This is a genomic window from Rhodococcus sp. DN22 (assembly GCF_036669995.1).
In the GTDB taxonomy this organism is placed as follows: Bacteria; Actinomycetota; Actinomycetes; order Mycobacteriales; family Mycobacteriaceae; genus Rhodococcus_F; species Rhodococcus_F erythropolis.
Genome location: NZ_CP133330.1, coordinates 78,050 through 96,089, shown reverse-complemented (window position 1 = coordinate 96,089; position 18,040 = coordinate 78,050). Strand labels below are relative to the sequence as shown.

Sequence of the window (18,040 nt, the reverse complement as noted above, 5' to 3'; positions counted from 1 at the left end):
TGTCGCGGGCAGGAAATCACCCGCTCTTTCATTCGGTTTCGGTTGACTTGGCTCGTGGGAATGGTCTTCCATGGATGTAGCTCAAGATTCGCTGAATCGGCAACGACGCAGCCGGTGAACCCGAGCGTCAGACGGTGAAGGAGCCACATGAGAACGAGCCTGTCGGAACTGTGGTCCACGGCGGTGACAGTAGAAGTCCGCCCCAATACGTGCAGACGACGAATACGCGGAATCGCGGTCGGGATCCTCGCCGGTGCAGTGGTGGCCGGGTCTGGCGGGCTCGACCTGTTCGGAATGCCGGTACCTGTGCGGTTGGTGTCGGAGGACGAGTCCGATCCCGTTGTCACGGTCGGATTGAACGCATTCGACGGTATTGCCCCCTTCGATTCAGAGGACGGCCCTGGTTTGGATTCGGGTCCGTCGAACAGCATTGTCCGGGAGGGAGATCCGGTGAATTACGTCGTCGACATCGGCGTACGGGGCCTGCCTGTGCGCGATGCTCTCCTGCACCTGCCGGTGCCGCGCGGATTTTCTGTGACGTCGGTGCCCGACTATTGCGGGGACGGTTCGAATCTCGACGATTCGGGATTAAGTTGCCGGGTAGGCGATCTGGAGCCGGATGGGCATTTCACACGTGTGGTGACGATGACGGCCGGGCCCAGATCGGAGACTGACGGGTTGCCTGTCGCGGCAGTGGTCTCTGCTGATGGCGGAGCAGTACATGTCAGGTCCGACGAGGTCACGGTGCGGGTGGCCACGACTGCCGGGGTATGTGATCCACGCGGGGTCTCTGTCCCGGGAAGGGCAGTAATCGACGCCGGTCCGGTGCAGGCGGACGGGAGGATCTCAAGTTTGGTCACCTCCGGTCCCGCAGAGAGGGTGACGATCGAAGGTACCGATGAGTGCGGGCAAGCGATAGTGCGGTCGATGAAACCGTTCGACGGTCGGTTCTCGTTCGTCGGCCTGGTGCCCGGGTCCTATCGCCTCACAGTCGACGGACGAGCACCGACCGACGTCGTCGTGCGATCAGGGGCGATGACCGTGGACGGGGTGACGTTCTGAGAGTCCAGACGCACGAGGAACGCTTTTTCCCGGTTCGTGACTTTGGTGAGGTTTTCGGAGGATTCCGTGCGTGAAAGTCTGGGCATTGCCATCGATGATCATTTCATTTCCACGGCGCTCGTGGACGCGGACACTCCAGTGCTCGGGGCGATCGACGATTTCCGTCATCCGTGGACCGCGGACGTCCGGTCCGCAGCGTCGACGGCGCGCGCGTTGACCTCTGCAGCCGCCGTCGCAACCGAGAGAGCAGCACGTTCTCAGTTGCATCCGACGACGATCGGAATGGTATGTGAGCGTGCAGATGTCCGCGACCTCGTCCCGGAGGCGTTGTTGACACAGGCACGAACAACCGTCGAGCTGGTCAACAACCTCAAGGCGCGTCTTGCTTACCTTGCCACGGTGGATGCTCTGGCCGGTGTTTCCCCGGTTCTCGTGGCTTGGCCGGAGGGTGAGGAGACCGTGGTCGCAGCGATCAACCCGACCGCAGGGATCCTCGGCTCGGCACATCGTTACGAGAGCGTCGAGTTGCTTTCGAACAGCGCAGTATGTGCCGCCACCTTGGTTTCGATCGTCGCCGATCAGGAACCGATACCGGAAATGCTGGTAGTCATGGAGGCCGAGGATCACACCTGGCAGACAATGGCAGGCGCCGCCGAACAGGTGGGGTTGAAATCATTGGTCCTCGGGGAACGCGCCCCGCTCGCCATAGGTGCCGCGCTGGTAGCCGCTGACCGGTCCGTTCCCAGCGCACTCCCTCTCACGGTGGCCGGGATGGCCACGCTCGGGGCAAAGACCTCCCCCGCCGCCGGTCGACGATGGGCCCCGTTCGCACTGGTCTCGTCATTGATCGTGCTCGCGGGACTGTTGACCGGCATGCTCACGACTTTTGCGTCTTCCCGCCACCCGGAGGTGACCACCACAGACCGTTCGAACATCGGCACAACCGGGTCGGTGCCGCTCGTCGAGGAGCCGATGATTACAAGCAGTGAGGACCACGTCCCCTCCGCGGACCGTCCCGGACACAGCGTCGACGAGAATTTCGAGCGAACGAATCCGCCGCAGCTGACGGAGGTACCCCCGTCGTGTGACCCTGTCGCTGATGCTGCTCCAGCGGCACTACGACTTTCGGACCCAGACACCGCGCCCGGAGCACCGCACGCGGCGGAACCGCAGCCACCGCCCCAGCGAGACCTCGGAACCTCCTGCACCCCCACCAAGAGCGGATAAACCGCAGAATACAGGCTCGCATCCCTGCGATGAGTTCACGACAGAAAGCACAGGAAAGCATGATTTACGCAACCGGTGCCGGTCGACCACACGCTGGTGCTCTCCGGCGTACTCGACGACGCAGACCTGATCTCCGGCCCCACCAGCGGAGACCCGGCACTGACGCTGTCCCCGGGCGCTGGGGTCGATACCCATGTCACAGGCGTCGTCGCTCCCGGCCAAACCGTGACGATCACCTATTCGGTCACAGTCAAACCGTATGCGCAGCAAGGAGATCACAACCTGGTCACCCAGGTCACCGAGATCGGCAGCACACCGTCCACCCCGCCCGGCGCGTGTGCCGGAGCGGCACTGTGCACGGAGATACCCAGCGCCGATGATGCAGCTGTACCCCTGATGAACCTCGACGTCGCCGGCGCGGCAGCCGCGGTGGTCGCTGTCGGCGGCGGCACCTTCATGCTCGTACGTCGCCGCAAAACCGGCACCAGCCACTGACATTCCAGTCAGCGCAGTCTGGTTCAATTTTTGTCCGTAACGCAGGGTCCCGCCCCACCACGGGGCGGGACCCTGCGCCGTGTGCCGGGTACGGGCCGCGCAATGCGGACGGCGGGCACAGCACGTGGCTGGGACGGAGCGATCCGACACAGTCTCACCCGCCCGTCGCCGCACGCCCTATGCATCGGCCGGTCAGGCGCGGCGCTCTCCCCTCAGTACAGTTTCTACTTTTCGACGTGAGGATCGTATGTTCGCTGATCGGTTGAACATGTTGTTCGAGGATTCACCGCGGTTCGGCCGCCGGGTCACCCAAGCTGAGGTTGCCGACGGTCTCGCTGCCCGCGGTTACCGTATCTCCCGCCCCTACTTGTCGCAGTTGCGTCGAAGCGCGCGAACGAACCCTTCTGCTTATATTGTTCTCCTGCTTGCAGAGTTCTTCGGAGTTGACGAAGAGTACTTTTATCTCCCGGCCAGCAGCGAGGTGGAGACTCCGTCTGTCCTCATCGACCGCCTCGCACAGGAATCGTTGCGACGCTTGCTATCTCACACGGATGGTCTTTCCGAGGCTTCCCTCGACCTGGTTCTCGACATGGCCGAGCGTTTGCGCTGTGCAGAGAAGCGCCCGACGGTCACGGCGGGTGGTGACTGATCGGAACCAACTTCCGACGGATGAAGGACAGTCGGTTCCGTGGCGTCACGGAAAGCCGCGCACAAGCTTTCCGAGTAGAAGTTACGACCACGGTCTTCCTCGGTAAAGACCTGCCTCGTCGAGGTCCACTCCCGCGATACCGCACAGGTATTCGACTCAGAGTTCTCGTTGCCTTTCTTCAACATGGGCCGGGGATCCTTCGATCATCATCGAACACCGAAGCGCTGCACGAAGGAGACTTTTACAACGCTGCTGATCCGACTTGCCGAAGTTGTGGCTCGAGCGCACGCAGGAGATATGCGATGGCGAGGACGCTGGGGTCGCTGAGCGCTGCGGACAGGGGACCGTCGATGGGTGCGACAGCGCCCGATCGCACCGCGGGCAGGTTGCCCCATCCCGGTATCGACGCCTCCAACAACGCTGCTTCTCCTTGAATCAGAAGTAGGTCTGCACCCATCATCGGCAGTGCGTTCTCGACGGCGATGTTGGTCCGAGTTGCCCCGTGGGATTGGGCGACGATCTCCGAATCCATGTGCATTCCGAGTTCGACGAACAACACGGCTGCCGGATCGGTGCCGGAAGCGATCAAGCCGATGGTGCCGGGGCGGGCTGTGGCGATGAGGAAGGTCCGCCCGGCGAGGTTGGGATGTCGTCGGGCGACATCGGCGATCGCGTTGTCAGTGTCGGCGATCAGACGCTCGGCGCGGTCTGTTTCGTTGAAGATCTGTCCGAGGACGCTGACTTGTGCGCGCCAGGGGTCGACGTAACCAATCGAGGCGAGTGGGGCGATGGTCGGTGCAATAGCACTGAGAGAGGCGTACACGGCGGCGTCGCGAGCTGAGTAGTCCGCCAGAATCAGGTCCGGTGCCAGGGCCGCGATTTGTTCGTACGCGGGCGCGCCGAGCAGAGTAAGCGTGACCGAGGTCGACGCATAGTCACCTTGCCAGGGAAAGTGCCCGCCGGTGGAGCTGATACCGGCGATGGATCCGACACCAACGGGGGTGCGTCCGAAGGCGATGACGGTGTCGGCCCAGGATGAGGACAGCGCGACGATACGTTCCGGCACGCTTGCCACGGTGGTGGTTCCCCTGCTGTGGACCACTGTCCTGGCTGCTGCGTCAACACTTGCACTGTCGTCGGTGTTGGGGTGCGGCGATGTGCAGGCGGTGCAAGCGAGAGTGAACGTCAGGAGTATCAGCATCACCAATCCGCGGTGGAGACGCTGCGACGGGGAGGGGCGCGAGCGCATCAGATGATGGACAGGTGCTTGGCCATGATGACGACGTCATGGCGGTTGTGGGCCCCGATTTTTTGGTACAGGCTGCGTAATTGGGTTTTGACGGTATTGATGGACACGAAGAGTTCCTTTGCTATGTCGGCTGTCCCCATTCCTGTTGCGAGCAGGGCCAGTACGGCGTGCTCGCGTTCGGTGACCACGATGAGCGGCACGGTGGGAGGGAAGACTGGACGAATGTCGGTGCGAACATTGGACACGAGCTCCGAATGTTCGATTTTCTGGAGTTCGTCGATGTCGGCGTCGGCGATCGTGGTGAACGGGCGCAGGGCGCCGGTTTGGTCGGCGACGGTGACGGCCCATCTCCAGCAGTTCCCGGCGCGCACGGGGTGCCCCATACGAAGGTGGATGCTGGCTTCGAGCAGGAGAGCTTCGGTGTGCAGCCCTGGATATCGCGCTTGCTGGTCGGCATCGAGTTCTCGACACAGGGTCAAGGCTGCGTTGTAGTCGCCGGTCAGATAGTGCAGTCGTGCAACGGAAATCAAGGTCCAGGGATGGGATTCGGGCGCGGTCAGGGTCTGCGCCAAGGCAGAGGCATTGTTGCCTTCACCGCAGGCGAGCATGAGGTCGATTTCCATCGCAGCCAGGAGGGGCATCGCAGCAGATCCAGCTCGCACGCGGTGCGGGTGCGCGGCGCGTTGGCGGCGGAGAAAGACCAGCGCGGAGAAGGCGGTACCGGTCGCCAGTGCATGCAGGCAGCGCGCATAGACGATGTACGCCCACAGCTCTTCTCGATGCGATGGTTCGCCGAGTGCCGCTAGTGCGTCGCCGGCGGTTTCGACCTCCAGACGGTCCAGGGCGAGGAGGGTACGTGCGACGAGGCCGCTGACTTGAACCATCTGCTCCAGCCAGCCTGCCGGGATCGGATGCTTGCTCTGGAAATCCAGCCACAATTGTGCGCGGGTCGGTTCGCCGACCATCGCCCAGTTCATTGCCGAGCTGCCGGCTGCGTTGGCTGCCACGAATCCGGTGTCGGCGGCTTCGCGACCGCGATAGGCCATGTTGAGTTCGATCGAGGACGTGGTCAGATCACCGGCGAGTTGGTGGGTGATGCCCCATTGCAGCCGGAGGACGGGAAGTTCGTCGGTGATCCGCTCGGGGTTGATTTCGAGGATGTACCCGCTCAGTTGCGAAAGGTGTACGGCCAACTCGGCTGCAGCGGGGAAGTCGCCCGAGACGCGGTGCATGATCGATTGAACGGAACCTATACGTAGTCGGTCGATTCCCTCGTCGGTTGCGGCCAACTGCCGCAAAGTTTCGACAGTGCGGGGGAGTCCATCGGTCATGCTGGTCGATCGTGATCCGTTGCGTGTGAACAGATTCAGTCCAGCTTGAACGGCAACCTTGTTCTGTGTGTACTCGGGTGGAATGCGCACAAGGATATCGCGAAGTAACGTCATGTGTTGGGCGAGCATGGACACCCACGATTCTTCGACGACATCCACGACCAATGGCCACTCGTGTGTCTCAGCGGCGTACCGGAGTGCGAGATGCGGTGTCTGCGTCCGGCGATGATGGTGCGCCAGCGCGATCATGCGCTCACCGCGTGCGGTGTCTTGCGCAGTGGGGTATCGACTCGACAGTGTTCGCAGGGGTGCCGTCATCGTCCATGTCCGAGGCATGTCGTCCGAAGATTGGACTGCGAGAAGGATTCCCGACTGTTCGAGCGCCAGGAGGTCTTCGGTGGTCGCTGCGTTGTCGGTGAGTACTGCCGCGACATCAGAATCGATCAGATGCGCAATGGACAACGCCTCGAGAATAATCCCGAGACGGCTGCTACGCCCGCTGGGCGTGAGGGCCGCCAGGTAGCGGGCAACACACCGCTCCGCGGCGGCACGCCACTGCTCGGGCGACCCTGACACGGCAACGGGGCGGAGTGCCAGCTCGGTGATCGTATCCATCACCACGGTCGGGATTCCGGCCGTGCAGTGATGAACCACCTCGGCGACCGACGCGGGGAGGTTGACGCTGGACGCGAGGGCGCGGACGTCGTCCTTGGTGAAGACGAGGTCGTCGGCGCTGATGGTCTGAACCGTGAGTCCACCTTCCTGGGCAGCACATTCCAGCCGACGACGTGTTGTGGAAACGATCAGATCGACATGGCCGTATTGCTCGAGCAGTTCGAGGAGACAAGCATCTGCTCTGGGATCTAGGACGGGGTCCGGGTGAAGGAAGGTCAGAACAATCCGTCCCCCAGCCGGCTCCGTCCCGGCGATGAGGTCATGAATCTCGTCGACAGCTTCGCCAATGGGACGGTGCACCGGTGCAACCAGGGTGGCCCGTGGCGACCCCGACGACGCCCAGGCTCGCAGCAAGGGGGCGGTGCTCGACCCAGGGAACGAATGAACGGTAGTAAGTCGTGCTCGTCTATTGAGCATCGCCGTCGCCTTGTGCCGCAATGGGATTGACCTGAGAGCTGCGAGGGTATCGGAGGCGTACGCGTGGGTGTCTGTCGAAACCATGGGAACACTCCGTCTAGTCATCGATTGCTGGAAACCGGACCGGTAAGGACGGCTTCGGTAACCCGTCAGTAACTATGTCTATCGAGTTTTGGAGCCGACGCGACACTTCACCCGCCCACTGTCGAGTAAATCACCCTTGTAATCACCCGCACCGCTCGCCGTCGGTGTCGTATCGATGATTCTCCAAGAGAATTCTCCGAGAAAAAGCGTGCAGTAAGGTTTGCCGTGAAGAACCAGACCCCGTTCCGATTCTCGGAACATTGTTCCAATCATCCAGCGGCCCGCCGCGGAAGCCTCGCTCTTTCCCTGCTCGGGGTGAGGAGTGCTTCGAACCGCGAGATACATCTGGAGCAGTTACGTACTTTCCTCATCTCTCACGGCAATCGGGACAGCAACCTCACGCCACCATTCTCGGATACTCGATCACCCAGACGAGCACTCCCTGAATACTTTCGACTTCACGGTGTGTTTGCGTTACGGGTAGTTCCTCCCGTTGTACCGTCGATAGTGGCGTCATGCTTTCGACCCAACTCCGCAAGTGTGACGTCCTGGTTCCGTAGCGTCGCCCCGACGCCGACGGGCCGGTTCCCGGCGTCCGGTAATCCGTTGTCGGATCCCCGCGCCCGGTCCACCGGTGAGCTTCACTCCCTTGCCGGTGGACCTCGAACCAATGTCATCCTGGTATGAGACCAAGCACCCGGCAGTCTTCACATCGAATCTTCTGGTCGGTGCGAACCACGCGTCGGAGTTGTTCCGAGGGAGTGATATTCACCGTTCATCGTCGGCGTTGATGATCTGGCCCGACGTTCACGTTCGGCCTCTGCTTGCCTGGCGATGGCGCGCTGCATGTCCCGCTCGGACGGTTACGGTTCACAGCCTGATTGGACGTTACTGACGTGGAAGTCCGGCAATCTGCTGCCCACGCCCACCAATTCGGCGATCGCAGCGACTGCGCGCTCGGCAGCGTGACCGTCGCCGTACGGATTACCGTTGATCGCCATCGCGCGGTATGCATTGTCGTCGAGGAGTAAACGCGATGCAGTGTCGAGTACTTCGCGCGGATCGACTCCGACGAGTTGTGCACACCCTGCCGCTATCGCTTCCGGTCGTTCGGTGTTCTCCCGTAGTACCAGCACGGGCACTCCGAAGGTAGGGGCCTCTTCTTGAATACCGCCGGAGTCGGTGAGGATCAAATACGCGCGACGCAGCACCGTCACCAAATCGCGATAGACCAGCGGTTCGGTGAGGACGATCCGTTCGTGAGAGCCGAGTTCCTCGGTCAGCGTTGCGCGAACCCTCGGGTTGGGGTGCATGGGGCAGACCACGACAACGTCCGCAAAGGTGTCCACGACTTCTCGCACGGCAGCTGCAACACTTTTCATCGGGTCACCCCACGACTCGCGGCGATGCATGGTGAGCACCACCAGTCTGAGGCCGGAACTGAGTGCACGCGCAAGATCTGCGTTGGCAGGGGGCGTGTCCACCCGCGCGACCTCGTGCAGTTGCAGATAGAGGTCGCTGGGTGCAATGCGGTCAGGCATGAAGTCTCCCTAGTGTTTCACTGTTTTCGGTGCTCAGGGGAAGGCAGATATTGGCGTCAGTGTGTCGCGGACAGGTGAATGGTGAGCACGTCATCGATGCGGGTCGTGAGGTCGACGTTTTCGTGCAGGATCGTTGATGCGTCGACGGCTCCGATGGTGCCGGCGCACAGGGTCCATGCGAGTCGGTGTGTGGTGGGGGTGTCGGTGAGTTCGCCGTCGGTGATGGCTGTTTCGATGATGTCGCTGATGGCGTCGACCCAGTGTGCGAATGCTGCGCCGTTGTTGATGGTGGGTTCGAGGGTGAGTTTCATGCCGGCCCGCAGGTTGGTGTCCTCGGCGATCTGACGAGCGAGGGAGGTAAAGATCGCTGTCAGCTTCTCCCCTGCCGTGCTGCTCGAACCGGACGCCAGTGCTTCACGGATGATTTCGTCGAGGGTGCGGTTCCAGTCCGAGATGAGGTGTTCGGCATCGCTTCTTTGGATGGGAAGTGGTAGTACATCGCGCCTTTGGCGAATTTTCCGGTACCGCTGATGGTGTTGATGCTGGTGTGGCCGTAGCCGTCGGTGTCGAAGTGCCGGGCTGCGACGGCGATGATCGCTTCTCGCGTTCGCACTGCGCAGTCCTGCATTGCAGAGTTCTTGCTGCCGGGGATGCGCCCGATCCGCGGGCGGGTTCTCGTGGTGGCAGCACTTTCCAGGCTTTCCGGGGTGCCGGTTCGTTGGGGCTGTTCACAGGGATGCTCCTTCGATCATGCGGACGGTGGCCGGGTCCGTTCCACGCCACATCAGCAGTAGATCATCGACCCGCCTGCTGATGGTGTGGTTCTCGTCGAGGCTGGCGGCAACCTGCACAGCGCCGACGAAACCGGCGCAGAGAGTATCGGCAATCCACGACACGGCGGAGTCGAGGGCGCGGGAACGACTCGCGTCGACGACGATCGGTTCGATCGCAGCGGTCCACGCTTCGTAGGTGGCGCGGGCGCCGCTGAGCGACTTGTCGACAGACAGGATGAGGTCGGCGCGGATGATCGCCTCGTTTTGGGTGCGGCGGGCGAGTTCGCGGTAGATCATCAGTACTTGCCGGTCAGCGGGTTGACCGGTTGCGATCGCTTTCCCGACTGTCGCGGTGACTGCGTCGGACCCGCGGCCAAGCATCTCCCTCGCGATGGATTCCTTCTTCGAGAAGTGGAAGTACATCGCTCCCTTGGTGACCGGGGCGAGTGTGACGATGTCGTCGATGGTGGTGCCCGCGTATCCCGTTTTGCTGAATAGGATTACGGACGCCTCGAGGATCGCTTCGCGGGTGACTTTCGCTCGTGGCTGCATCGGTGGTCGGCCGGTCTTACCGTGGTCGATGTCTTCGGAGAGCTCGTTATGATCGTTCATTGGTCACAGATGCTTTCTGTGGTCATCGGCCTGCCCTGACGGTGTTACAGCACTGTCGGGGCCACCCCTCTTATTGGTGCGTGTGGGTCAAACAGTGGTGAGTTCGCTGCGCATCGGGTTCTCGGCGGCTCGCAGGTCGGGCAATGGCGGACTGTCGAAGCCTGCTTCTCGGGCTGCGGTATCGAACTTCTCGTACCGGCGCCACGCTGTCGATGTCGCGACAGGCGGCTTCGATTCCAAAGCGATGGTCTCCCACGTGAGGTTCGGGTTCGTGAGCTTGCGGACTGCCGTGTCCTTCACGTTCTTCGCGAGATCCGACCCGGCAATGAAGGCCATGAGATCGTCTATGCCCGCCTCCGTTTCGCCCTGTATTCCTTCGATGTCTCGACGGGCTGGCTCCGTAGCGGCGTCTTGGGGATCGAGGATTTCGTCGAGGCCTTCGTTCGTCATTTCGTCCACGAAAAACGGCTCCGCAAAGTCCGCAATAGCGTCCTCGTTGCCGGCCTTCGCATCCACCGCTTTGGCGTCCACGTCTAGATCCGACTCACGATGCTCCGCAATATTGTGGGCGAACTTCTCGCGGCGCTGAGGGACGCGAATCGGTCCCCGGCCTACGGTGAGGTCAGACGCAATACTCTTTGCATCCTTACTGTCGGTGGCACTTTCGACGATCGAACGGTAAGCGGCGTACGCCAATCCGACTGCCTTCACCAGGATTGTGATTTCGGGGGGTGAATGCCAAGACCAGGGTTGGCGGAATGATCGCTATGGCCGCCGCAATGGCCGGCGTTAGTGGAATGAACCCGAGGTCTCCCCCACCACCGATTGACTCCTGTGCAGCGATTGCTGCGTGATAGGCGTGGTAGGCGTTTCCGAGGATGCTGATCACGACGACGCTGACTGCGAGGGCGATGTAGAAGCCTCTGTCGCGTTTGTTCATGTTGAGCTTGCTGATGATGACGATCGCGATGGTGGCGCCGAGGATGGCGCTGTCGACGATCGCAGGGAAGATCCAGGTCAGGTGTTCGAGGAGCAGTGCTTGCCGTGCGAGGTCGCGTTGTACGGCGAAGGAAAGTACGAATGCGCCGGTGGTGATACCGAGCGCAATGACGATCGCGAGTGCGAGTGCGGCGAGCAATGCGCCTAGCTGAACACGGGCAGCTCGGAGGCTAAAGTCGGTCATGACTGGGTTTCTTCCTTTCAGCGGGGTTTCCCGGTCTGGAGCCTCGTCGGGTGCATCCGGCGGGGCTCCCTTTGCGTTTCAGATCAATCTGCGCGCTCGTTATCGGGTGCTGCGTCCGTGCTTTTTGTAGTGTTCGGGGTAGGTCGACTGAATTGCCTGCTCGATGATCGAACGGATACTGTGCCCAGTTTCGTCTTCGACGGCGTCGATAGTTTCCCGGAAGCTCAAGCCGAGCCTGGTCGAGAACTGGATGACGGGTTCGGCCTTTTCCTTCTTCGGGCGCCCTACCGGCCGGCGTGCGGCTGGAACCTCTGCCGAATCGACAGCCTCGTCGACGGCCGGACGCGGCCCTCTCCGTGGGGCACTGAGGTCAGGTTCTGTACTCATTAGTTCATTCCTTCGTTCGGTAACTCATGAGTTCATGCATTGCTGAATTCGTTACGTAACTCACGCATGAGTTAGTGCATTCACTCATTATTGCACGCGTGCATGAATTAATTAAGCCAACTCGTGCACTCATGCGTTAATGAATGCGGAAAATATCTGCTGGTAAGCGGCCAAAACCGGCTCACCCTTGTCGAATTTTCCGTACCACTCGCCGGTCATTCGCGACTGGTCGACGATGGTGCGATTCGGAATGATTGGTGTGAGAACGAGGCCCGTTTCCCTCAGTCGCTCCAACGCTTTCACTGACACTTTCGTCATCACCGTCTCCTTGACGGCGCCGACGACAATGCCTGCCTCGGTGAGACGGCAGGGGGCACCAATCGCTTCGCGGCTTTTACGGAACTTTGCGACGGACTCTTGCGCGCCATCGACACCGTCGATGCCGTCTTGATTCGCGGTTGCCGCGTAGATGACCTTGTCGCTGGCGGCGAGCGCATTTTGCGTGAGCGTTCCGCCTTGGCGGTTAGGGCAGTCGATGATGCGGATTTCCGCTGTGTGCCCTTCCAATGCCGTTGCGAGCCTCAGTTCGGCGTGATCTTCATAGTCCCTCTCACGGTTCGACAGTGACCTCGAGGACGGAATGATGCGCAGATTGTCGTCCCACCCGCTGTCGATGGCGAGATCTTCGGCCCACCCTTCCGGGTTTTCGTCGGCCAGGATCGCGCCCACGTGCTGCCACGATTCCTCGGGATAGCTGCCGATCCATTTAGTGGCCGCACCTCGGGGATCTAGGTCGATGAGAGTGGTCTTGACCCCGGAGAGGGCAGCCACCATCGCAAGGGAGACCGCGGTTGTCGTCTTGGTGACGCCGCCGGCCTCGCTGTACACCATGATTGTCGTCATGCATGAATGCTAACACTAATGCGTTCACTCTGTCTGTAATGCATGCATGCATGCATGCATGCATTAATTAATCAATCGTCGTCAACTTGGTTCGACTACGGCAACGCCGCTGGTGAGGGAGTTTTGCGGCACGCCGCACTTCTGTTCCCACAAGACTGTCAATCCGAGGCAGAGACGCAAAAAGCGCAAAATGTCGAGGTTCCCTAGCTTTGTCTTCCCGCACTACATTTCGCCTTGCACGCGACAGGGACGACGTTCCTCGCCAGCCGCCGCCAGGGGACATTGAGCACCGACCACTCAGCATCGCGTAGACCCAGGAAATCAAGCTGCAAGCACACTCCTCGGCGACTGGTAATCGATGACGATGCGTCGAGCTGCGGCGTAGTCGGCGCGGCCGCCGATGGTGGGGAAGCGGCCGTAGCGCCCTCGCGGTGTTGTTTCGATTGGTAGGGCGACGGATCCGGATGCGTACCTTCGGGGACCGCTACGTTTCTTTCCACGGCTACGCCGCCACTCCAGCTCGTCGGTCCACCAGGCGAATAGCTCGCGCTCCGTCACGTGACGTAAGGCGCGGGTTGCAAGCACCCCTGAGGCGCCTATTTGCTGAGCCGCTGTGTGGAGTTGAAGCCGACGAGTCTGGGCTGTGGACCGCGATGTCGGGAGTAGGTGGAGCCGCGCAAACGCCTTCTTTGCCGCTTCCACTGTCCTGTGTGAATACCCGGTAGCTGCCACAAGACCAAGTGTGTCGTCAATCCCAGAGATCAGGTGCAGGTGGATTCGAGCGTAGGCAGGGCCTAATCCGGGGGCAGGTGTCCAGAGGTCGTGGGCGTGGTGAGCGAGGAGCGTGTCCGACGGGGGCGGGCCAGGGGCGTGTTCCACTTGTGTTGCACCTGTGCAGTACTCAGCGGGGGGTGGATTGAGCTTCCATGTTGCACCGGCGGTTCCAGAACCTGCCTGGACCCGACTGACCCACGCTGCCGCTTCGAGTGCCCTCAACCTTCTGGAAATGGTCGATGCGTCCAAGCCTGTGGCATGGGCTAGTCGCCGGCAGTCAATGTCCAGGGTCGTGGTCCGGGCTGTGCGCGCGAGCTGAACCAATGCATGGAGAATCCGTTCGTCGCTCGGGCCGCCTGGACGCGCAAACGCCGCCGAGTGCCGGTGCAGGGCGTCCACGATCGTGTCCAGCTGAGCATCGAGCTCGTCCCACGCGGCCGAATCGACGTTGACCACTGAAGGAGCGAACACCGCGGCCGCTTCGATTGCACGGGACCAATGTTTGGCAAGTGTGAACCTGTGACCGGCGTTCTTGTCTTCATGGAGGCGGATCAGCCCTGGTGCGGTCAGGGCTGCCTCGACGTCTTTAAGGGTGCGGCCGGCGCGAGCCATCCCGAGGAGAATGCTGAATGCAACGGTGCTGCGGTCGCGGTCGTTGCTGAGCGGGGTTGCCATGAGAAGCCTCGTCCGCGCTGACAGCGAGCGCCTTGGACGGTCCAGACGAGGCCCATCGGCGGACTCGATGATCCGGATCGGTGTCGACCGGTTAGCGGCGCCGGATAGAGCAGTGGAGTGGGGGTGCCTGGCTAGGAGCCAACTGATGACATCGGAGGGGGTTCCGGGGCGCATGGCTGCCAGCGCCTCGGAGAGCGCGTGACCACGTAGGGAGGGGAGTGCATACCCTCCTGCTCTGTGTGGAGCACCTGGTCCTCGGACCGCACCTGTGACCGGATTGCACAGCGGGCTGATGTCGAGACTGGGATAGTGCGCGCTCAGCGCGTGGGCAAGCGTCTTCACGTCGCCCGGTTGGGTCGCCTCGCTGAGGGAAACCCAGAGATGTTGTCCGCCAGTCGGTCCCGACGTCGTGCGGAGGTGTCGTACTCCGAGTTCGGTCAGTTCGTGTGCCAGGCGGTCGGCATCTGCAAGTGCCACGCCCGGACCGTGCGTGGCGGTATCGAAATCGAATGCCAGAAGCTTGTATTGATTGTTCGAATCGGCCAGGTGAAGCGCCCATGGAACATTGGGCGGCGCCGTCGGTGCGACGACTGTTGCGCTGTAGTCGTGGGTGCTGGTCGGGTCGATACGAAGGCGAGTCCGCGGTGACATCCACATCGCAGCCGCGTACAGGTTCGTCAGGAGCGCGTCGTCATGATCGACGACACGCAGATTGATCGTAGAAATTTGATCAGGGCATGAGTTACCCTGAGACATGTCCTCCAAGACAAGTCCCTCCGGGGATTAGCAGCACCGCTGAGAAACGAGCTGGTAACTCGAATCTCACTAACTTCGATCAACCCTCGGCCTAGCTCGCCGGGGGTTTTTCAATTCTCAGCTAATAAGCGGCACCACAGAGGTTGTGGCAGTCAGTGAGTCAGACTTGGTGAGGTCTGATCACGGGCGCTTTTATGCAGAGATCGGCAGCACCCCCTGGCGAAGCTCTTCGGCGAGTTCGGGACGTCCAGCGTCCAAGCAAATGAGATCGGATATGTAGACGCTCACTGAGGAACAACCGCGTGCGGCAGCGAGCGCCTCGACGTCAACGCGAGCCGGGACGCGTGCTTTGTACTCACCGCGCTCGCCCTTGCTTCTGCGACCCATCGCAATCTTCCTTCCGCCAGACACTTCGTTTTCTGGGACAGTTACGATGGTGCAGCACTCACGCCCCGCTGGGGGTTCGACACGCCGTAGACGTATCAACAAAATCTATCATCGTAGATTTTAGCTGCACGATCTGAGGATCAGCGGGCGAGTATTCGCTATCTTCTGCGATTGGCCAAGGCGGCTGTGCGCGCCTGCGCGACTTCGTCCAGAGAAGCCTCCGGCGAGCTTCCACGTTCCAGACCAGCAGCGAGGGCGGTTGCTACAGCCAGCGCATCGCCGATCGCCTCCGTGGCGCCGCTTCCAGATGCTGGGGAGGCTGCGTGTGCTGCGTCCCCGATAACCATCGTCCGCCCACTTCTCCAGCTAGGCATGTTGTCGTGGGCTGTCGCATTCGCTACGAACACTTCGCTCGTGCGCTCCAGCAATGATGGCGTGAGTTCTGCGAAACCGAGTCTCTGAGTAAGAACGTCTGACCAGTTCTCAATGGGCTGCCGCCCGCATTCGCTCTTCGGGAGTGCCCCCTCTGCGGCTAGCCTCGCGAACCAGAAGAGCCCTTGACCGTCGTCACCGTTCAGATATCCCAAGGTGTCGTCGCCAAGGCCTCCGTCGAACTTCTCCTTCAAAAAGGACAGAACGCCTGCTTCTTCGACTGCGTCAGCGGTTGGAATATGGGCGTAGATCACTGTCTGCCCCTGATAAGAAGCGTCAGGGCCGGTCAGGGGGTTGCTCAAGCGCACCGTCGACCCGACACCGTCACAGCCGAAAACGAATTGAGCGTGAATGTCTCGCCCACCGGCGGACACTGTTGCGCGGTCCCCATTGGATACGACCGAGACAACGTCCACACCCGTCTCGATCTTGGCGCCGGCCTCGGTCGCTGATTGCGCCAGGTAGTCGATCAGGTCGGCTCTCCACAGGTGTCTGAACTCAGTGCCTGAATCCGTGACAGGCAGCGGTGCGCCGGAGGACTTTCCTGATCCCGCCCGAACGATTTTCTTGACGGCTACGCCGACGTGACGAAGTTCTTCGCTGACTCCGATCGAGATCAGCTGGTCGATCGCCTGTCCCGAGATTGTCAGGTACGCCCCTCCCTGCGAACTCAGGTCGGTCCGTCTCTCCAAGACAAGCACTTCGATATTTCTCCGTCTGAGTGCTGTGGCCAGAGTTAGTCCCGCGATTCCGGCACCTACGATGACTATCTGATTCATGTTTTTCCTTCAGCTGCGGAATAGAGCAGGGAGAATCCGACGATGGATTTCACATCTTCATCGAAGGAATCACCATCCGGGGCAACAATCAGGTGAACGGGGACGATGATCTCTAACTCGTCAGGGCTTTCCAGAAGTTTACGAATTTCTCTAGCGTTCGCGGTTGCGCCAGCTGCGGCGTAGTCCTCGGGAACGATACTAGAACTCAGACGGATCAACCCGTCCCTGATCTCTATGAACATTCTATAGTGCCGAATCATCAAAGACGTGCGCCTAGGCAGTATCGAAGCCTGGGGGCCCGACCGCTTCTTCAACTCATGCCTAGGGAATTTGTTGGACAAATCGGACCAGAGGGCGGTCATCGCCGCAATATCCTTTTTGTATTTTCTTCGTAGCGCCAACTGAGCCTTGCGCTGTGATATTGCAGGAATACAGATCCCCAGGATAAATAGCAGTATCCCCAGCGCCATCCCGGCACGACCGAGCACCCTCAAACTGTGCGGCATGTATCCGTCTTTGGCCAGGTAAACGAGTTGCAGCGTCAGAATTAGTTCGGCTGCTACGAGGACAAATGATCCAACCGACAGCACTTTCAGGCCCCGCGATAGTGCTCCTTTGGACATCTTGGCGGCGCGGAACGAGAGAATCGAAATAACGAGGAATCCGATTGGAAAGAAAATCTTAGAGGAGAAATAGAATCCGACGACGCCGGGGGAGTCGAATTCGAATACTTCCGTCCCTGCGGGCACTACCCATGTGAAGTACAGGCCACCAAGGACGGACGCCAGAAAGGTCGTTACGGCTACAGCTACATAGGCACGTCGCGCCTTCGGATTCCCCCAATAGTAAATGAAGTACAGAGCAGTGCTGAGGATGGCGAGCATGAGGAACATCGACTGCAACCAGGCAAACAAATAGGTGTGCATTCCTCCATTTATCACATCGACTTTGGACGCGATCTCCAGAAGAGCCGAGATGCCGAGGAGTACGATCGCCCATACGACCATCCATTCAGATGACTTACTGGGCCGGCGCCACAATGCCCACGCACGCCATAGGGCCACTCCGAAAATGATCAAAGTACGTGCGATTATGAGAAACCAGATCATATCGACTGAATCCTGTCCTGCAATGCCGCCGCGAGGCGCCGCCCCTGTGCACTGCTCTGAACAACTGGAGCGATCGCGTATGCGAGGTTTGCCCAGCTCATGACGAGGGACGCCACGACTTCTGCATCATGCTCGATGACGTTGGAGTAGTCCCCTCTCCGATGTGCGTCGAAGAGTTCCTCGTCGGGGTTCTCCATCAGAGAGCCACAGACCAGGTGACCCAACTCGTGTGCGACGTTGTGTACCTGATGCACCAGGGTCGCGGCTTGTTCGAAATAGATCACGATTCCCTGGTCATCGAGGAGCGTGGCCGCAAACGGTCCACGCGGCGACAGCGAACGAGCCTCAAGGTCAATAGGGGATCCGATGAGCTCTGAAATCCCCGAAAGAAGCAGTGGCGCTTGCTTATAGGGATCGACAGCTTGGACGTCGAGGCCACGCAGGAATTTTCGCGTGCGGTGCACAAGTCGGAGGTGCCGGAACGCTGCGTCCTCCGGTGGCACTTCGATGAGCGCGGGGTATGCAACTGGCTTCATAGGG

Annotated in this window: 17 protein-coding genes and 1 pseudogene; 4 read left to right on the top strand and 14 right to left on the bottom strand. The window is 60.8% G+C overall.

Annotated elements, in window-relative coordinates; genetic code table 11:
* The first annotated feature begins 147 nt into the window (after nucleotides 1–147).
* From RA302_RS34150 to RA302_RS34135, 4 genes are all read left to right on the top strand, one after another.
* Complete coding sequence (locus RA302_RS34150) at nucleotides 148–1,062, top strand: hypothetical protein (protein ID WP_095972665.1); 915 nt, start codon at nucleotides 148–150, stop codon at nucleotides 1,060–1,062.
* A 66-nt stretch (nucleotides 1,063–1,128) separates the two neighbouring features.
* Nucleotides 1,129–2,289, top strand: a complete 1,161-nt coding sequence (locus tag RA302_RS34145; RefSeq protein WP_216360515.1) for a hypothetical protein — start codon at nucleotides 1,129–1,131, stop codon at nucleotides 2,287–2,289.
* A gap of 75 nt (nucleotides 2,290–2,364) precedes the next feature.
* Nucleotides 2,365–2,784 (top strand): hypothetical protein, encoded by a 420-nt coding sequence (locus RA302_RS34140; RefSeq protein WP_338481300.1) that lies wholly within the window; start codon nucleotides 2,365–2,367, stop codon nucleotides 2,782–2,784.
* A gap of 247 nt (nucleotides 2,785–3,031) precedes the next feature.
* Entirely contained in the window at nucleotides 3,032–3,433 is a 402-nt protein-coding gene (locus tag RA302_RS34135; RefSeq protein ID WP_095972663.1) for a helix-turn-helix domain-containing protein, read from the top strand.
* A gap of 241 nt (nucleotides 3,434–3,674) precedes the next feature.
* Here RA302_RS34135 and RA302_RS34130 read toward each other — a convergent pair whose 3' ends face one another.
* From RA302_RS34130 to RA302_RS34065, 14 genes and pseudogenes are all read right to left on the bottom strand, one after another.
* Nucleotides 3,675–4,499, bottom strand: a complete 825-nt coding sequence (locus RA302_RS34130; RefSeq protein WP_172436696.1) for an ABC transporter substrate-binding protein — start codon at nucleotides 4,497–4,499, stop codon at nucleotides 3,675–3,677.
* 182 nt (nucleotides 4,500–4,681) lie between these two features.
* Nucleotides 4,682–6,988 (bottom strand): LuxR family transcriptional regulator, encoded by a 2,307-nt coding sequence (locus tag RA302_RS34125; protein ID WP_172436694.1) that lies wholly within the window; start codon nucleotides 6,986–6,988, stop codon nucleotides 4,682–4,684.
* A 1,064-nt stretch (nucleotides 6,989–8,052) separates the two neighbouring features.
* Nucleotides 8,053–8,730, bottom strand: a complete 678-nt coding sequence (locus RA302_RS34120; RefSeq protein WP_095972660.1) for a UDP-N-acetylglucosamine 2-epimerase — start codon at nucleotides 8,728–8,730, stop codon at nucleotides 8,053–8,055.
* 56 nt (nucleotides 8,731–8,786) lie between these two features.
* Nucleotides 8,787–9,041, bottom strand: coding sequence for a hypothetical protein (locus RA302_RS34115; protein ID WP_338481296.1), 255 nt, complete (start codon nucleotides 9,039–9,041; stop codon nucleotides 8,787–8,789).
* Nucleotides 9,042–9,100: 59 nt separating this feature from the next.
* Nucleotides 9,101–9,343 (bottom strand): TetR/AcrR family transcriptional regulator, encoded by a 243-nt coding sequence (locus RA302_RS34110; RefSeq protein ID WP_230587712.1) that lies wholly within the window; start codon nucleotides 9,341–9,343, stop codon nucleotides 9,101–9,103.
* Nucleotides 9,344–9,458: 115 nt separating this feature from the next.
* Complete coding sequence (locus tag RA302_RS34105) at nucleotides 9,459–10,115, bottom strand: TetR/AcrR family transcriptional regulator (RefSeq protein WP_042926452.1); 657 nt, start codon at nucleotides 10,113–10,115, stop codon at nucleotides 9,459–9,461.
* A gap of 87 nt (nucleotides 10,116–10,202) precedes the next feature.
* Nucleotides 10,203–11,298: pseudogene (locus RA302_RS34100) on the bottom strand (DUF2637 domain-containing protein).
* A 99-nt stretch (nucleotides 11,299–11,397) separates the two neighbouring features.
* On the bottom strand, nucleotides 11,398–11,685 hold the full coding sequence (locus RA302_RS34095) for a hypothetical protein (protein ID WP_099698583.1): 288 nt from the start codon (nucleotides 11,683–11,685) through the stop codon (nucleotides 11,398–11,400).
* Between the two features lie 129 nt (nucleotides 11,686–11,814).
* Entirely contained in the window at nucleotides 11,815–12,588 is a 774-nt protein-coding gene (locus RA302_RS34090) for a ParA family protein (protein ID WP_099698584.1), read from the bottom strand.
* 321 nt (nucleotides 12,589–12,909) lie between these two features.
* Complete coding sequence (locus RA302_RS34085) at nucleotides 12,910–14,793, bottom strand: winged helix-turn-helix domain-containing protein (protein ID WP_235867968.1); 1,884 nt, start codon at nucleotides 14,791–14,793, stop codon at nucleotides 12,910–12,912.
* A 192-nt stretch (nucleotides 14,794–14,985) separates the two neighbouring features.
* Nucleotides 14,986–15,180 carry a hypothetical protein gene (locus RA302_RS34080; RefSeq protein ID WP_042925531.1) on the bottom strand — a complete coding sequence of 65 codons (195 nt, stop codon included), beginning with the start codon at nucleotides 15,178–15,180 and terminating at the stop codon, nucleotides 14,986–14,988.
* A gap of 158 nt (nucleotides 15,181–15,338) precedes the next feature.
* Nucleotides 15,339–16,391, bottom strand: a complete 1,053-nt coding sequence (locus RA302_RS34075; protein WP_099698585.1) for an NAD(P)/FAD-dependent oxidoreductase — start codon at nucleotides 16,389–16,391, stop codon at nucleotides 15,339–15,341.
* Nucleotides 16,388–17,500: an MAB_1171c family putative transporter gene (locus RA302_RS34070; protein ID WP_099698586.1), complete on the bottom strand. Its 1,113-nt coding sequence runs from the start codon at nucleotides 17,498–17,500 to the stop codon at nucleotides 16,388–16,390. Before RA302_RS34070 ends, RA302_RS34075 begins: the two co-directional genes overlap by 4 nt.
* On the bottom strand, nucleotides 17,497–18,036 hold the full coding sequence (locus RA302_RS34065; RefSeq protein WP_099698587.1) for a hypothetical protein: 540 nt from the start codon (nucleotides 18,034–18,036) through the stop codon (nucleotides 17,497–17,499). The genes RA302_RS34070 and RA302_RS34065 overlap by 4 nt, the downstream gene beginning before the upstream one ends.
* Nucleotides 18,037–18,040 lie beyond the last annotated feature (4 nt).

What these genes read in the sequence shown, in the direction of transcription:
- RA302_RS34150 (WP_095972665.1), top strand. Translation starts at nt 148, where the DNA reads ATGAGAACGAGCCTGTCGGAACTGTGGTCCACGGCGGTGACAGTAGAA.
- RA302_RS34135 (WP_095972663.1), top strand. Translation starts at nt 3,032, where the DNA reads ATGTTCGCTGATCGGTTGAACATGTTGTTCGAGGATTCACCGCGGTTC.
- RA302_RS34120 (WP_095972660.1), bottom strand. Translation starts at nt 8,730, where the DNA reads ATGCCTGACCGCATTGCACCCAGCGACCTCTATCTGCAACTGCACGAG.
- RA302_RS34115 (WP_338481296.1), bottom strand. Translation starts at nt 9,041, where the DNA reads ATGAAACTCACCCTCGAACCCACCATCAACAACGGCGCAGCATTCGCA.
- RA302_RS34105 (WP_042926452.1), bottom strand. Translation starts at nt 10,115, where the DNA reads ATGAACGATCATAACGAGCTCTCCGAAGACATCGACCACGGTAAGACC.
- RA302_RS34095 (WP_099698583.1), bottom strand. Translation starts at nt 11,685, where the DNA reads ATGAGTACAGAACCTGACCTCAGTGCCCCACGGAGAGGGCCGCGTCCG.
- RA302_RS34090 (WP_099698584.1), bottom strand. Translation starts at nt 12,588, where the DNA reads ATGACGACAATCATGGTGTACAGCGAGGCCGGCGGCGTCACCAAGACG.
- RA302_RS34085 (WP_235867968.1), bottom strand. Translation starts at nt 14,793, where the DNA reads ATGTCTCAGGGTAACTCATGCCCTGATCAAATTTCTACGATCAATCTG.
- RA302_RS34080 (WP_042925531.1), bottom strand. Translation starts at nt 15,180, where the DNA reads ATGGGTCGCAGAAGCAAGGGCGAGCGCGGTGAGTACAAAGCACGCGTC.
- RA302_RS34075 (WP_099698585.1), bottom strand. Translation starts at nt 16,391, where the DNA reads ATGAATCAGATAGTCATCGTAGGTGCCGGAATCGCGGGACTAACTCTG.
- RA302_RS34070 (WP_099698586.1), bottom strand. Translation starts at nt 17,500, where the DNA reads ATGATCTGGTTTCTCATAATCGCACGTACTTTGATCATTTTCGGAGTG.
- RA302_RS34065 (WP_099698587.1), bottom strand. Translation starts at nt 18,036, where the DNA reads ATGAAGCCAGTTGCATACCCCGCGCTCATCGAAGTGCCACCGGAGGAC.